The following is a 15,083-nucleotide window of genomic DNA, read 5'->3' as shown; positions in this document are numbered from 1 at the left end:
CCCGCGTCGGACGGGGGGAGGGCACCGGATCCCTTGTCAACCGGATGGCACGAGACCGAAAGGTCATGTCTCTGCCTACAACGGGCTAGCGGCTCTTCCGTGAAACGGGAGTCGCCCCCGAAGGAGACACGCACGTCAACCACACCGCACAGGCTTCGGCTGCTGCGGCCGGTTGCCTCCTCCGTCCGTCTCGTACGGGCGGGGCAGAGGGGAGCCGGAACACCTCTTCCTGCTTCACCACACAACGGCGCGCGGCCCCGGTGCTCGAACACCGGGGCCGCTGTTCGGGCCGTCCACCCTGTGAGGAGAAAACGACCCATGCAGATCATCGCTGCACTTCAGACCCTTGTTACGGCCGAGTCGCTCGACATCGAGCCGTCGGCCGCCGAGCTGGACGCGATCGACCGTGAGATGCCGCTGATCCGGGCGGAGGTCGAGCTACTGGACGCGCAGATCATGACCATCGATCGTCCGGTGAGCGAGTTGGACGAGCGGCGTGTCCGCCGGGCCCGTAACCGGGTCCTGGTGGCCCGCCGGGACCTGACCAACCGCGCCGGCACGGAGCAGTCCGGCGGCGCGGCATGAACCTGAACCGAAAGGGGCGGGCCGCTCTCGTCCTGGCCCTGGTCGTCGTCGTCGGCATGGCGTTCCGGGTTTCCTGGAACGCGTTGCGGGACGTGGCCAGCGCGATCGGCGCGGACAGCACCGCGTCCCTGCTCTACCCGTTCGTAGTCGACGGCCTCATGGCGCTCGCCCTCATCGCCACGCTCGTCCTGAGTGGCGAGGCCCGGCGGTTCGCCCTGCGGGTGCTCGCTACCTACACGCTCGCTTCGCTGGTCCTGAACTACGTGCACGGGCTCGTCCCGGAGCTGCACGGCGGTTCGGTCGACTGGGGTCGACTGGCCGACTGGGACCCCGCCAACTGGGCGCTGGTACTGCTGGCCACGTCGCTGCCGGTCGGGTCGATCTACTTCGGCTCCGACCTCGTGGCAAAAGTGCTGCACCACCGACCGGCCGCACCGGCAATTGCGGAGGAAACGGCCGAGACGACCGTAAATCGGTCTACCTCTGACCTGCGAGAGTCGGCCCCCGCCGAGGTCGCGCCGGTCTACGTTCCTCCCGATCTTCCGGCCCCGGTACCGGTCGACCTGGTGAAGCGGACCAAGCCGGTGGCGGTACGGGCGGTGGCTGCCGAGTCGGTCCGGCCCCGTGCGGCCACCGGTCGGGTGCCGGACGTTGCCCGGTCGGCCCGACCGGTCCGCACGCCGGACGAACTGCTCGAAGAGGCACGGTCGGCTACGGCCGACTGGCCGGTCGGGGAACTGACCGCCGAGGGCATCCGAAAGGCCGTCCGGACCTCTGCGGCCAAGGCCCGTCTCCTGCGCGAGACCCTGCGGACCGAGCGTGCGGCCGGACCGGATGAGGTGGCGGCCTGATGGGCGCCATCCCCGTCTACCGGTGGCGCCTGGCTCCGGACGGCTACGCGACCCGCCGCCAGCTCCGGGCGCTCGGGCTGCGGCCCGGTGGGCAGGACGTGGCCGCGCAGCTCGAACGTCCCCGCCGTCGGCGGGGGCCGCTGGTCGCCTACCTCTACCGCGTCGACCGAGCCAAGCCCGTCCGGCCCATGACGCCGGGCCGTCGGGCCGCTCTCGCCAAGGCGATGACGGCCCGGCGGACCTGTCCTACCTGCCGTCGCGATGCCGGGTACTGCATCCCGCGCTCGCTCGGCATGTGCGTGCCCTGCTCAGACCTCACATCCGCCGCCTGAGTTGCGGCATCGAAACGGAGACGTAGTGAAGCTGACCGTCAGCACACACAAGCTCTTCGGCTACCGCGCCACCCTGCGCACCGCAAAGCGCCTCGCGGAAGAGGCCGTCAGGGTCGTGGAGCGGGCCGTGCCCGGCCGCATGCCCGACGTGCAGGTCGTCCTCACCTCGGAGCGGCACTTGGCCGATGTGACCACGGCTGCCGAGTGGGAGACCGCCGGATGCACCGACAAGCGCGTCCAGGCCCGCGCCCTGCGGTCCGCGAAGCGCCTGGCCCGCGACACGGCGGGCCGCGCTATCCCGCTCGCCGACGGCGGGGTGCTGGTCGTCGTCAATGTCGACCAGCACCCCAACGAAGCCACCTTTGCCATCACGCTCGTGCACGAGCTGGTGCACGCGATGCAGATGAGCCGCAAGGACGTACGCGAACGCCTCATCGCAGGTCTGCGCAACGACCTCGGGGTCGAGAAGCAGTCGCGGCGCCTGTCCCGGGAGCACGAACGCTGCCTGGAGGCCGAGGAGAAGGAGGCGTACGGGGCCGAGTACCTGGCCGGCCGTCTCGTCCCCGCCGCCGCAGCCTGACCCCGCCCCCGCACCTTCCGCCTTCCTCGCCCCAGGATTGGGGCAGTCAGGAGTCGTTCCGCCATGAGCGACAACGTCGTTCCCCTCTTCGAGGAGACCACCCCCGCCCCCGTCCCGCCCCCGGCGGGCGGGACGACTGCTGTAGCAGCGTCCGCCGCTGAAAAGCCGTCTGTGCCCCTGTGGGTGCGCTCCGGGCGGGCCGTTCGCACGGTGGCCACCCACGAGACGACCAAGACCGTCTGCCGGGCCACCGCCCGCCACGGCCTCTACGTCCTAGGTGGCACCCGGATCGTGGCCCGCCGCACCTGGGAGGGCCGCACCGCCTCCCGCTACGAACGCCTGCTCCGTGCGGCGGAAGCCGCGGGGAACATGGAGGCCGCCACCGAGTGGGAGGAGCGCGGGCAGCGCTTCCGCCAGGAGCGCCACCGGCGCCGCATGGAACTGCTCACCGCCCCCATGGACGCGGCCAAGGGCATCACCGCCGGTCTCGGAATCGGAGCGGGCGGCCTCTTACTGCTGGGCATCATGCTGGCCGTCGCCAACAAGGACTGGACCGACATCGGCGCCCCCACCATGGCGCTGATCGAGTTGGTCCGCTGGATCGTCTTCATCATCACCGTGACCTGGGGGCCGCTGGTCACGATCGGTCCGTGGGCGGTCCTGCTCGGCCTGTGGGCCGTCGGCAAGGACCAGCAGGCCGCACCCCAATGGGCCCTCCCGGCCAATGTCCGCTCCGGTGAGGGGGAGCCGATCACCCCGTCCATCGTCGTGCTCGCCCTGCGCAACCTGGGCATCGCCCCGCTGCGGACCGCCATCAAGGAGATGGGCGACGCCGGCGCCTCGATGCTCGGGCCGATCCGGATCGCCGGATGCGGCGTGGAAGTCGACGTAACGCTCCCCTCCGGTGTCTCCACGAACGAGGTGCAGAACCGGCGGCGCAAGCTTGCCGAGAACCTGTCCCGGCATGAGCACGAGGTGTTCATCACCATCCCGCAGGCCGCCCGCACCGTGCGACTGTGGGTCGCGGATTCCGGGGCGCTGGACGAGCCGATCGGCCCGTCCCCGCTGACCACCGACCAGGACCTGACCGCGAACTACAAGACCGGTAAGGCCCCCTGGGGCCAAGACCTGCGCGGCGACGCAGCCGTCCTGAGCCTCTACCAGCGCCACCTCCTGATCACGGGCCTGTCCAACCAGGGCAAGACCGCAGCACTCCGCGCGCTGGCCCTGTGGCTGGCGCTCGACAAGTCCGTGGAATTCCGGCTGGCCGACCTCAAGGGAGCCGGGGACTGGGCCATGTTCGACGGCCTGGCCACGGTGCTGATCCAGGGGCCGACCGACGACCACGTCATCCAGGCAACCGAAATGCTGGAAAGTGGCGTGAGCGAGATGGAACGCCGCCTGCAAGCCCCGCCCGGAACGGTGTTCCCGCCGCTCGTCCTGCTGGTCGACGAAGCGCAGGTGGCGTTCATGTGCCCGGTCGTGGACGAGGAGAAGCGACCGTACGGCGGGTCCAAGGCCACGTCCCGGTACTTCATGGCCGCGAGGAAGATTCACAACCAGGGGCGTGCGGTCAACGTGACCCTGTGGCAGGGCACGCAGGACCCCACCGACCAGAACCTTCCCAAGCTGGTCCGCGAAGGCGCCCACACCCGTGCGTCCCTCGCGCTCGGCACCGAATCGCAAGCCCGCATGGCGCTGGGTGACAAGGCGGTCGACGGCGGGGCCGCCCCGAACCTGCTCCGCCCCGGCCTGGACAAGGGGACGCTCGTCGTCGCATCGGACGGCATCGCGATCCCGGCCGGGCAGGCGTCCATCACGGTGCGCACCCACTTCATCGACACCGAGGCCGCCGCGCTCATCACCGCCCGCGCACGGGCGATGCGGGACGGGGTCACCACGCTTCACGTCATCGAGCGGGACGAGGCGCGTGACCCGCTCGCGGACATTGCCACGGTGATTGGTGACACGGCGCGGGTGCTGACACAGGACGTGCTGCAGCGCCTCGCGGTGCTGTCCGAGGACGCCTACGGGAGCTGGACGCACGCCGATCTCAAGCGCGTCCTGGACGGCACCGGCGCCGAGCCCTACAAGTCCGACGGCCGCATGGTCGTCGGCCGCGAACGCGTCGCCCGCGCCCTGACCAACCGGGCCGCCGACGGTTCCGCTTCCGCCTCCTGACCACAGGGAGCGCACCCCGGGCGGGTCAGGGAGGCAGGGAGAACTCCCTCACCGCCTCCCTGACCCACCTCCCTGGATCTGACCTGCACAAACAAGGCTCAGGGAGGCAGGGAGTCACCCCAGCTCAACACCCCCGCACACCCCTCGCAGCGCTCCCCGAGGGGGGTGCTTCCGCCTCCCTGACCCAGCAGAGGAAGGGATTCCGCATGCTCCCCGACAACACCACCCACCGGCCCACCGCACAGGCCGTGGCTATCCACCACCCTGCCCCGAGCACGCCGTACCCGGTCGCTCCGCTCGTCCCCGTCCAGCTCGCCACCGTCCCCACGGTGACGTCCATCGTCCTGCCCGACGGGCGGGTCATCACCGGCTACGCCATCGACCACACCCAGCCCGAACCGGCCGGGGCCAAGCCGCTCGTCTCCCGCACGGCCGTGAACATCGCGCTCGGTGGGATCGGGTTCGCCGCCGTCTGCGGCGGGCTGCTCCTGCTGACCACGTTCCTCGCCGCACTCGCCGCCCTGGTCCAGCAACTCATCATCCTGGCCGCCGTCATCTTCGGCGGCTTCATCGCCCTCCAGGTCCTCACCGCCGGCCGCGAGCGCGGGGCAACGACGGTGAACATCCGCAAGGCCGTCATCAAGCACAACCGCTTCCGCAACTGAACGCAGAGAGCGGCCCCCGTCTCGCCAAAGCCTGGAGCCGCTCTCATCCAGCAGTCCACAAAAGAGAACTGGAGACATCCAGCATGACCCATCACGCCCCGTCCGCGCTGCTGTCCGCAGCCTTACAAGCCGCCGAACGCGGCTGGCACGTCTTCCCGCTCCGCCCCGGCGACAAGCGGCCCGCCCTCCACGGCGAGACCGCCTGCCCCCGGACCGGAGGTTGCACGGACGGTCACCGCAAGTGGGAGGGCCGGGCCACCACCGACCCCGGCCGTATCCGCCGCGCGTGGGCCGATCGCCCGTTCAACATCGGTTTGGCCACCGGCCCGGCCGGGCTGGTCGTCATCGACCTCGACATGCCCAAGCCCAACAGCAGCACGGACACGCCTTCCGGCGTGACGACCTTTCAAGCGCTCTACGAGCGCGCCGGACAGGTAACACCCGCCACCTACCGGGTGCGGACCGCGAGCGGCGGACACCACCTCTACTTCACCGCCCCGCCCGGCGTGCGGCTGGCGAACAGCGCGGGCAAGCTCGGTCAGCTCATCGACTCACGGGCCTGGGGCGGGTACGTCGTCGCCCCCGGCAGCATCGTCCACGGCCAGCCCTATGAGGTCCTGGACAACGCTCCGGTAGCCGAGCTGCCCGCGTGGTTGCTGGACGCTCTCAAGCCCGCTGAGCGGCCACAGCAGCCGGTCCGGCTCTCCCTGCCGAGGGTCCGTGACCGTGCGGCCCGCACCGCGCTGGAACGCGAGACAGCGGCCGTGGCGACTGCACCGGAAGGACGACGTGAGGCGCAGCTCTTCGAGAGCGCCCGCAAGGTGGCCCGCTTCGTGGGATGGGGCGACCTCTCGCGGGACGAGGTCGAGCAGGCATTTCAGTGGGCGGGTGAGTCCAGCGGACTCCCGGCCTCCCAGTGCCGCTCGACCTTGCGCAGCGTTCTGAACTGGTCGCTGCGCAACTGCCGGCCGAGAGGGGAAGCGGCATGAGCACCCGATCCGATGCCTCCCTGAAATGCCGTCCCGCACCGACCACCGGCCCCAGCACCGCCGAACCGGCCCCGGTCGCGTCCCGCAGTAGCGCGCCGAAGGTCGTCGCCGAAGGCGTCCGCGTTGCTGTTTTCCCTGACCCGCGCGCGGTCAACGTGACCGGCATCCAGGCCGGTCTCACCGTGCGCGGACTCGGCCGCAACGAAATCCCCGTCGCGGACTGGCTCTGTGCCTGCGGCCACCACGAACGTGCCCGGGGCCGCCAGGCCGTCATCGAACTGAACGTCCGAGCACGCGTTCAGCCGTGCCCCCACACCACACCCGCCACCTCTGGGAGGGCCGCCGCATGACCGACCCCACACCAACTACGGCACCCATCGACGGCGCCGCTCTCCTCGACGAGGTGGAAGCCTTCCACCGCCGCTTCAACGTCTTCCCCAGCGAAGCGGCGTTCGTCGCGGTCGCTCTGTGGGACGCGCACGCCCACCTGCTCGACTGCTTCGACTCCACCCCCCGCATCGCCTTCTTGTCCCCCGAACCGGGCTCCGGGAAGACCCGGGCACTGGAGATCGTGGAAACCCTCGTCCCGCAGCCCATGACGGCCGTCAACGCGTCCGCCGCCGCCCTGTTCCGGTCCGTCTCGGCGGGCAACGGGAAGCCCACCATCCTGTTCGACGAGATCGACACCGTCTTCGGGCCCAAAGCCGGGGACAACGAGGAACTGCGCGGCTTCCTGAACGCCGGTCACCGCCGTACAGGGGTCACTTACCGGTGCATCGGCGACGGCGGACAGCAGACCGTCCAGGCCTTTCCCTCGTACTGCGCGGTCGCGGTCGCCGGTCTCGGGTCCCTCCCGGACACGATCATGAGTCGGGCCGTCATCGTCCGGATGCGCCGCCGGGCCCGCAACGAAACGGTCGAGCCCTTCCGGGCCCGCATCCACGAAGCCGAGGGACACAAGCTCCGGGACCGGCTCGCCACATGGGCCGAGCACGCCCGCGGCTTCGTCATGGGTGCCTGGCCGGACATGCCCGACGGGGTCAGCGACCGGCCGGCCGACGTGTGGGAACCGCTGCTCGCCATTGCCGACGCGGTCGGCGGTCACTGGCCCGAGCGGGCCCGCGCCGCGTGCGTGACCCTCGTGACTGCCTCCCGTGCCAACGACAAGGGCAGCATCGGTGTCCGGTTGCTCACGGACCTGCGTGACCACGTGATGGTCGGCATCGACCGCCTGCCCACCGTCGCCATCCTCGACCGGCTCAATGCCCTGGACGACGCCCCGTGGGCCGACCTCCACGGAAAGCCGCTCGACAACCGGCGCCTGTCCAAGATGCTCGCCGAGTACATGACGGCCGACAACGAGCCCATCGCCTCCCGCAACATCAAGACCGCCGGGAGCGTGCTCAAGGGCTACTACACCGCCGATCTCTGGGACGCCTGGGCCCGCTACTGCCCCCCACCCCCGGAAAGTCCGCTACCTCCGCTACCCGGCACCGAAAGCACCGTCTGACCAGCACTGACGCGGTAGCGGCAGCCGGTCTCGGTTGCCGCTACCCATCCGCTACCGCTACCCCTTCCCGCTACCTCCAACAGGCCTCTGACCTGCGAGGTAGCGGCGGTAGCGGAAGTAGCGCCCTTCAGAGGTACGCCCCAGGACCATCCCGGAGGAGCCCCCGCATGACCACCGCCATGCCCGCCAGTCACGAAGCGCTCAAGGTCCCCGAAGTCATGGCGGCGCTTCGTCTCAGCCGCAGCAAGGTCTACGACCTCATTCGCTCCAAGCAGCTCCCGAGCTTCACCGCCGGACGGGCGCGACGCATCCCGGTCGACGCCGTCCGCGAGTACATGCGCAACCAGATGGAGGAGGCCGCCTGATGGCCAAACGACGCGCCAACGGCGAAGGAACGATCACCAAGCGCACCGACGGTCGCTATCACGCAGCCGCCTACGTCTACCGCCCGGACGGGACCCGGACGCGGAAGTTCGTCTACGGCAAGACCCGCGAGGAAGTCGCCGACAAGCTCACTGAGTTGCAGGAGAAGACGCGCCAGGGCATCCCGGCCGCGTCCTCCACGATGGCGTTCGGCGACTACCTGACGTACTGGCTCGCCGCCATCGCGCCGGAACGGCTCAAGCCCGCCACCCTCAACAGCTACGAGGGACTCACCCGGCTCTACATTCGGCCGGCACTCGGTAAAAAGCGGCTCAACCGGCTCTCGCCTGCGGACGTACGCCGGTTCCTGACCGAGTTCAAGGGCTCCTGCCTCTGCTGCCTGCGACGTGCCGACCACGAGCGCCCGGAAGAAAAGCGCGGCTGCTGCGCCGTGGGCAAGTGCTGCAAGCGGCCTCCGTCCGCTCGGACCGTCCAGTACGTGCACGCCGTACTGCGGTCAGCCCTACAGCAGGCGATGCGCGAAGAGCTGATCGCTCGGAACGTCGCGCGCATCGTCGAGACCCCGACCGTCACACGCAAGGAAGTGAGCCCCCTAGACGGCGCCGAAGTCCGGATCCTGCTCAAGACCGCACGCACGCACCGGTTGTACGCGCTGTGGCTGCTGCTCGTGTCGACCGGCCTGCGGCGGGGGGAAGCTCTCGCCCTTACGTGGTCGGACGTGGACCTCACGAACCGACAGCTCCGGGTGCGTCGGAACGTGCAGCGCATCCGGCGGGAGCTTCTCTTCGGGACACCGAAGACCACCCGGTCCATCCGTACGGTGTCTCTGCCACAGCACCTCGTACGAGCGCTCGCCCACCACCGTGAGCAGCAGGAGCGCGAACGCAAGGTCGCGGGCAAGAAGTGGCAGCCAACGCCGGGGCAGCCTGACGGACTGATCTTCACCACGCAGACCGGGAGGGTCATCGACCCGCGCAGCCTCAACCGGATGCTGACGATTCTGTGCAGGAACGCGAACGTACGGCGCGTCAGGGTCCACGACCTGAGGCACACCTGCGCCTCGCTCCTGCTCTCACGAGGGGTGGACGCTCGCACGATCATGGAGACGCTCGGCCACAGCACCATCACCATGACGCTCGACACCTACGCGCACGTGATGGACACGACGCTGCGAGCGGCTGCGGAGCGCATGGACGACGCGCTGAATCTCGATGACCTTGAGGACGGGTCGGAGGAGGAAGCGTCAGGCGACTGAGAGCGCGTCTCCGGGTGCGTTGATGTCACCCGCTGATGTCAGAGGCCCCCTGGACGATGTCCAGGGGGCCTCTGAGCTGTGTGCACTCGGCAGGATTCGAACCTGCAACCTTCTGATCCGTAGTCAGATGCTCTATCCGTTAAGCTACGAGTGCGTGGCCTCGGTGTGATCCTTGGCCTTGCCTCCCCGGTTTTTCTTCCTGGTTGGCGTTGCGGGAACAACATTACATGACCTGCGCCGTGACGCGAAATCCATTAGCCACACCCCACTTGACCTGCGAAAACATCATTCCGGAGCAGATCTCGAGCAGGTTCCCGCCGCCGGATACGACCGAAGCCCCGTGCCGGGGGCACGGGGCTTCGGGTTCCTGCGGAGGCGGAGGGATTTGAACCCTCGATGGGCTTTAAGACCCAAACCGCATTAGCAGTGCGGCGCCATAGACCGGACTAGGCGACGCCTCCAGCACACCTCGCGTGAACGCGAGTGGTGCGTGCAGATGATGACACAGTCGAGCGCGCTGTCACCAATCGCCGCTCACGGTACTAGGCGGATGGGCGACGAGGCAAAGCGCCCTGCGGCAGACGGTCCCGGACGGGTGAGCGTCGCCGGACGGGTCCGTGCCACCGGATGGGTGAGCGCCCCGGAAGCGTGGCTGGTCACGGTCTCCGCCCGGATGCCGGGGCGCGTTCTCCCGCTCGGCCCTCCATGAGTTGCGCAACGTGTGGGCGTAAGGAGCGTTAGAGAGGGCGAGGGCTCCGCCCTCCGTCCGTCACCCCCGTATGGCCGGTAAGCCCCACCCGGGGCGTACCGGAGCAGGCCGGCGCGCCCCCGGGCGCGCCAGAACGAAACAGGAGCCCCGCATGCTGCGCCGTCTCACCCTCACCGCCGTCGCCTCCCTCGCCGCGCTGTCCGCCGCCGCGCCCGCCGCCACAGCCGTCTCCCCCCTGGTGCCACTGCCTCCCCTCCCCGTGCTCCAGGGGAACTGGCCGGTCGCGCAGGACACGAAGACCCGGCTCACCGTGACGGTCTCGGAGTCCGGTAATCCGGCGGCCGACGGGGTCTTCGAGCTGGAGTGCGGCCCGGCGGGCGGCAGCCACCCCGCCGCTCAGCGTGCCTGTGACCTGCTGGACGAGGCCGCACAGGCGGGGAGGAACCCCTTCGTGGCCACGGACCGCAACGCCATGTGCACCCAGCAGGCCGGCGGACCGGCGGCCGCCCGGGTGCAGGGCACCTGGCAGGGGGAGGAGGTCGACGCGCGCTTCAGCCGGGCCAACGGCTGCGAGATCTCCCGCTGGAACAACCTCGTACCGGTGCTCCCCTCCGCCAGGTAGCCGGTTCGGCGGGGCGTGCGCCGGGACTTCGGCAGAACCGAAGGGCGCACACCGGGGCGCGTGCAGGCCTCCCCCAGGGGCCTGCACGCCGGGTTCCGGGGCCGCTTCAGGCAGACTCCCGGAAGCATCCCTGGGACGTATCGGTGCACGTCAGAGGGGGCGCTCGCGGTCACGACACAGACCATCGGCGTACACCGTGTGCACAGAACCTTGGTGAGAGCTCCCCCTCATCCGCCGCCCGTCACGCGCTCCCTGCCTTTAGACTCCTCCAGTGACAGCCTGAGGCCCGAGGGGCAGGATGGGGCCCGCTGTCGGCAAGGTGCGGTATTCAGGGAGGAAGCGTCTCGTGAGCAGCAGGCCGTCCCGAGGCACTGCTCGCCTCGCAGCCATACTCGACGCCCTCCCGGACGGGCTCCTGCTCGTCAACTGCAACGGCACGGTCGTCAACGCCAACACCATCGCCCTCGAGATGTTCGAGACCCCGGGCACCGCGCTCGTGGGCCGCGGACTGCTCGATCTGCTTCCGGAGTTCGACTCCAGGCTGATTCCGGGGTCGATGCGCAGGCCGGATGCTGCGGACGAGTGGGGCAGGACCAAGCCGACGCGGATGACCGCGCGCCGGACCGACGGCACCGACTACCCCGTCGAGGTCACCAGCGCCTCCCTGGACAGCGGCCACGCCGGCTACAACGACATCCACTCCAGTTACACCGGCGACGAGCTGCTCATGATCGTCGTGCGGGACCTCTCCGGCACCGTCGACACCGAGGCCGAGCTGGCCCGTTCGCAGCGCCAGACGGAGATGATCCTGCGCGCCGCCTCGGAGGGCGTCGTCGGCACGGACACCGACGGCCGGGTCGTCCTGGTCAACCCCGCCGCCGCCCAGATCCTCGGCTTCCGCGCCAGCGACCTGGGTGGCCAGGAGCTCCACCCGCTGATCCTGCACTCGCGTGCTGAGGGCGACCCGTTCCCGTACGAGGAGTCGCCGCTCGCCGACACCCTGAGGTCCGGCCGTAAGCACCGGGTACGCGGGCAGGTGCTCTGGTCGAAGAGCGGGGACCGGGTGCCGGTGGACCTGACGACGGCCCCGGTGCGCGACGGGGACCAGCTGGTCGGTGCCGTCATGACGTTCACCGACCGCAGGCCCTACGAGGAGCTGACGCAGCAGCACACCGAAGAGGTCACCGGGCTGACCGAACGGCACGCTGCCGAGATCGCCGAGCTCACCGAGAGCCACCGGGCCGAAGTCGCCGCGCTCACCGAACAGCACGCGGCCGAGGCCGCCGACCGGACCGAGCGGTACGCCTCCGAGCTGGAGGAGCAGGCCGAGCGTCTCACCGGTCTCACGGCGCGGCACACCCAGCTGACCGCGGTGCTGGGTGAGTCCCTGCGCGGGCCGCTGGAGGAACTGCGCGGCGAACTCTCGGCCCTCGCGGCCGATCCGGCCGGTCAGCTCTGGCCGGAGGCCAACCAGATCCTGCACCACCTCGCCGCGGGCTATGCGCGCATGACGACGCTCGTCGACAACGTACTCGGTTACCAGCGCCTGGACACCGGGGCCGAGGAGCTCGTCAAGCAGACGGTGCTGCTCGACGCCGTGGTGGCCGCGGGCATCGACGGCGCGGTCGAGCTGATCGGGCCGGGCCGCGCGCAGTTCGCGGTGCACGCGCCGCCGATCGAGGCCGAGGTCGACGCGGGCCGGCTGATCACGGCTCTCGCCCATCTCGTCGCCGACGTGGCCGGTGTCGACTCGACCGGCAAGACCCGGCCGGTGCCGGGCGGCGGTCACGTCGACTCGACGGTCGTCGTGGCCGCGGCACAGCGTGGTGACGTCGTACGGATCGAGGTGCGCGGGCCCTTCGCCGGGGGCGACCCGGTGCACGTGCCGATCGTGCGCGGGATCGTACGCGCGCACGGCGGTGTGCTCCAGACACACGAGATGCCGGGGATGAGCGGGAGCGCGTACGTCCTGGAGGTACCGCTCGGCACGGGCTCCGGGACCATCGCGCCCGGGCCTCTCCCGGTGGCGGAGGAGACCGCCGTGCCGGGACCGGAGCCTGCTCCGCAAGGCGGCCGGCGCAGGGCGCGCAGGGCGTCGACGGACGCGTTCCTGGACGGTCCCGTCGACCCGGGGACGGCCGGTCCTGAGTCCGGTGACACCGCGGCCGGGGAGCCGACAGGCCGGCGCCGGGCACGCCGCGACTCCACGGACCCGCAGGAGCGGCCGCAGGAAGAGGACATGACCCCGCATCGCCGGAGCGAGGGCTCCGGCCGCAGGCGCGGGCGGCCCAGCCCCGCGGAGGCGGGTGCGGAGAATGCGGAACAGCCCCGTCAGGCGCTGGCGCTGCCCATGGCGGCCTCGGCTCCCTCGGAGGGGTCCGTGGTCACGGCGGCCGAGGGCGCGCAGGGAGGCGGCGGCCGCCCGCAGCGCGGGCAGACGGTACCGCCGCAGGGCGTGCCGCAGGGCGCCCCCGGGCGTCAGAGCGGCGGCGGCCGGCCCGCACTGCCGGCCCTCGCGTCGTCCGACGCCTCCGGGCAGCAGGAGCAGTCGCGGCCGCAGCAGTCTTCGCAGCAGCCCGGCGGACGACGGGCCCGCCGGGCGCTCGCCGCGGCGCAGGAACGCGACGCCGCGGCCGAGCCCTCGGGGCCGCGTACCGCCTTCGCGCTGCCGCCCGCCGCGGCGGACCGGATCCCGCCGGTGGCTCCCGGCTCGCCCGTCGTGGCGCCGCCTTCCGCCGCCTCCCCGGCTTCACCGGTCCCGCGGCCGGTCCCGGCCCCGGAGCCCTCCGGCAGGGGGCCGGTCCCGGCCCGGGGCGGTCCGCTGCCCGAGCGGCACGACGCCCTACGGACCGCACCGGACGCGGACCACACCCCGCCGCAGCCACACCCCTTGCCGTCCGGCCGGCGCAGGGCACGGCCCTCGGATGCGCCTGAGCCGCAGACCCGGCCCGGCCACCCCGTTCCCGGGCAGCCGCTGCCCGCCGTACCTCCGCAGCCCGACCGGGCGGAGTCCGGCACTTCGGCGCAGGTCCCGGCCGCGGCGCCGCACGAGGACGGCAGGAAGCCGGGGGGCGAGGAGTCCTGGACCGGTTCCGGCACCACCACGCACACCACGGGCACCACCGCCGCCCAGGCCGGGCCCGCACCCATGCCGGAACCCGCGCCCGCGCCGGCACCGATGCCGGAATCCGCGCCCGCGCCGGAATCGCATCCGGCCGGCACCGGCGCACCGGACGCGCGGCGTCAGCCGCTGCCCGCCGAGGCGCCCGGGCCGACGTCGTCGGATTCCTCCCAGAGCCGTGCGTTCAGCGTGCGGACCCTGGGGCAGGGTGTGCCCTTCGCGCAGCACCTCGCGCACCAGCAGAACCAGACGCTCGGCGGTGCCGGGCGGCGCCGTAAGCTCGCCGCCCCGCCCGATCCCGAGGCCCCGGCGCAGCCCGCCGTGGGCCCTGTGCCGCCGCAGCCCGCTCCGGCCGCTGTACCGCCGCAGCCCGGCGGGGCGCAGGGGAGCACCGTGCAGGGCTCCGGTTCCGGTCAGTTGCTGTCCCCGCCAGCGTCCGAGGGCCGTGCGTACGCCATAGGAGCCCCCGACGAGGGCGCCGAGGGCCCGGAGCCGCTGGACGGTCCCGGTGGCGCCGTCGAGGTGGACAACCGGCCGCAGCCGCAGCCCGTCGACGACGAACTGCCCCCGGAACCGCTGGACAACCCGCGCCGGCTGCTCGTCTGGCCCGCCCCGGACGTCTCCACCCAGCAGGCCCTCAGCGACCGTGGGTACCGCCCGGTGATCGTGCACTCCCGTGAGGAGGTCGACGCCCAGATCGCCGCGTTCCCCGCCGCGCTGTTCGTCGACCCGCTGACCGGGCCGATCACCCGTACGGCGCTGCAGTCGCTGCGTCAGGCGGCCGTGGCGGCGGAGGTCCCGGTGCTGGTGACGGCCGGTCTGGGGCAGGCGACCAGGGAAGCGGCATATGGTGCCGACCCCGCCGTGCTCCTCAAGGCGCTCGCCCCGCGCGACAGTGACCAGCATCCGCCGCGGGTCCTGGTCATCGAGGAGCACGAGGAGATCGCGCTGGCGCTGACGGAGACGCTGGAGCGCCGCGGCATGCAGGTCGCCCGGGCCTCGGGCGACAGTGAGGCGGTCGATCTCGCCACCCGGATGCGGCCGAACCTGGTGGTGATGGACCTGATGCAGGTACGCCGCCGGCGGGCCGGCATCATCGACTGGCTCCGCGCGAACGGCGCGCTGAACCACACCCCACTGGTCGTCTACACCTCGGCCGGCATGGAGGAGGCGGACCTGCCGAGGCTCGCTTCCGGTGAGACGGTGCTCTTCCTCGCCGAGCGTTCGACGAGCGACGAGGTGCAGTCACGGATCGTCGATCTGCTGGCGAAGATAGGGACGAACTGACGCCCGGGCGTC

At 71.3% G+C, this 15,083-nt stretch carries 13 protein-coding genes and 2 tRNA genes; 13 read left to right on the top strand and 2 right to left on the bottom strand.

Annotation, left to right across the window (positions count from 1 at the left end):
* Positions 1 to 318 precede the first annotated feature (318 nt).
* From ACF1FZ_RS16825 to ACF1FZ_RS16775, 11 genes are all read left to right on the top strand, one after another.
* Complete coding sequence (locus tag ACF1FZ_RS16825) at positions 319 to 585, top strand: DUF6284 family protein (RefSeq protein ID WP_391774138.1); 267 nt, start codon at positions 319 to 321, stop codon at positions 583 to 585.
* Entirely contained in the window at positions 582 to 1,436 is an 855-nt protein-coding gene (locus ACF1FZ_RS16820; protein WP_391774137.1) for a DUF2637 domain-containing protein, read from the top strand. The genes ACF1FZ_RS16825 and ACF1FZ_RS16820 overlap by 4 nt, the downstream gene beginning before the upstream one ends.
* Complete coding sequence (locus tag ACF1FZ_RS16815; RefSeq protein WP_391774136.1) at positions 1,436 to 1,768, top strand: RRQRL motif-containing zinc-binding protein; 333 nt, start codon at positions 1,436 to 1,438, stop codon at positions 1,766 to 1,768. The genes ACF1FZ_RS16820 and ACF1FZ_RS16815 overlap by 1 nt, the downstream gene beginning before the upstream one ends.
* Before the next feature lie 25 nt (positions 1,769 to 1,793).
* Positions 1,794 to 2,348 (top strand): hypothetical protein, encoded by a 555-nt coding sequence (locus ACF1FZ_RS16810; RefSeq protein ID WP_391774135.1) that lies wholly within the window; start codon positions 1,794 to 1,796, stop codon positions 2,346 to 2,348.
* A 63-nt stretch (positions 2,349 to 2,411) separates the two neighbouring features.
* A complete protein-coding gene (locus ACF1FZ_RS16805; protein WP_391774134.1) occupies positions 2,412 to 4,529 on the top strand; it encodes an FtsK/SpoIIIE domain-containing protein in 2,118 nt (705 codons plus the stop codon).
* A 206-nt stretch (positions 4,530 to 4,735) separates the two neighbouring features.
* A complete protein-coding gene (locus ACF1FZ_RS16800) occupies positions 4,736 to 5,194 on the top strand; it encodes a hypothetical protein (RefSeq protein ID WP_391774133.1) in 459 nt (152 codons plus the stop codon).
* A gap of 83 nt (positions 5,195 to 5,277) precedes the next feature.
* Complete coding sequence (locus tag ACF1FZ_RS16795) at positions 5,278 to 6,183, top strand: bifunctional DNA primase/polymerase (protein ID WP_391774132.1); 906 nt, start codon at positions 5,278 to 5,280, stop codon at positions 6,181 to 6,183.
* Positions 6,180 to 6,533, top strand: a complete 354-nt coding sequence (locus ACF1FZ_RS16790; RefSeq protein WP_391774131.1) for a hypothetical protein — start codon at positions 6,180 to 6,182, stop codon at positions 6,531 to 6,533. Before ACF1FZ_RS16795 ends, ACF1FZ_RS16790 begins: the two co-directional genes overlap by 4 nt.
* Positions 6,530 to 7,693 carry a DUF3631 domain-containing protein gene (locus ACF1FZ_RS16785; RefSeq protein WP_391774130.1) on the top strand — a complete coding sequence of 388 codons (1,164 nt, stop codon included), beginning with the start codon at positions 6,530 to 6,532 and terminating at the stop codon, positions 7,691 to 7,693. Before ACF1FZ_RS16790 ends, ACF1FZ_RS16785 begins: the two co-directional genes overlap by 4 nt.
* A gap of 167 nt (positions 7,694 to 7,860) precedes the next feature.
* Positions 7,861 to 8,058: a helix-turn-helix domain-containing protein gene (locus tag ACF1FZ_RS16780; RefSeq protein ID WP_250288263.1), complete on the top strand. Its 198-nt coding sequence runs from the start codon at positions 7,861 to 7,863 to the stop codon at positions 8,056 to 8,058.
* Positions 8,058 to 9,332 carry a tyrosine-type recombinase/integrase gene (locus tag ACF1FZ_RS16775; protein ID WP_391774129.1) on the top strand — a complete coding sequence of 425 codons (1,275 nt, stop codon included), beginning with the start codon at positions 8,058 to 8,060 and terminating at the stop codon, positions 9,330 to 9,332. The genes ACF1FZ_RS16780 and ACF1FZ_RS16775 overlap by 1 nt, the downstream gene beginning before the upstream one ends.
* 81 nt (positions 9,333 to 9,413) lie before the next feature.
* Here ACF1FZ_RS16775 and ACF1FZ_RS16770 read toward each other — a convergent pair.
* Together ACF1FZ_RS16770 and ACF1FZ_RS16765 are read right to left on the bottom strand one after the other, a co-directional pair.
* Positions 9,414 to 9,486 (bottom strand) — tRNA-Arg (locus tag ACF1FZ_RS16770).
* A gap of 216 nt (positions 9,487 to 9,702) precedes the next feature.
* A tRNA-Ser gene (locus ACF1FZ_RS16765) sits at positions 9,703 to 9,793 on the bottom strand.
* Positions 9,794 to 10,192: 399 nt separating this feature from the next.
* Between ACF1FZ_RS16765 and ACF1FZ_RS16760 the strand changes: the two genes are divergently transcribed.
* Both ACF1FZ_RS16760 and ACF1FZ_RS16755 read left to right on the top strand, forming a co-directional pair.
* Positions 10,193 to 10,663: an SSI family serine proteinase inhibitor gene (locus ACF1FZ_RS16760; protein WP_391774128.1), complete on the top strand. Its 471-nt coding sequence runs from the start codon at positions 10,193 to 10,195 to the stop codon at positions 10,661 to 10,663.
* A gap of 346 nt (positions 10,664 to 11,009) precedes the next feature.
* Entirely contained in the window at positions 11,010 to 15,071 is a 4,062-nt protein-coding gene (locus ACF1FZ_RS16755) for a PAS domain-containing protein (protein ID WP_391774127.1), read from the top strand.
* Positions 15,072 to 15,083: the final 12 nt, after the last annotated feature.

This window comes from Streptomyces sp. NPDC014623 (assembly GCF_043088245.1).
GTDB lineage: Bacteria > Actinomycetota > Actinomycetes > Streptomycetales > Streptomycetaceae > Streptomyces.
Note: the sequence above shows the minus strand (reverse complement) of the source record. Positions and strands in the feature narration are given on the sequence as shown.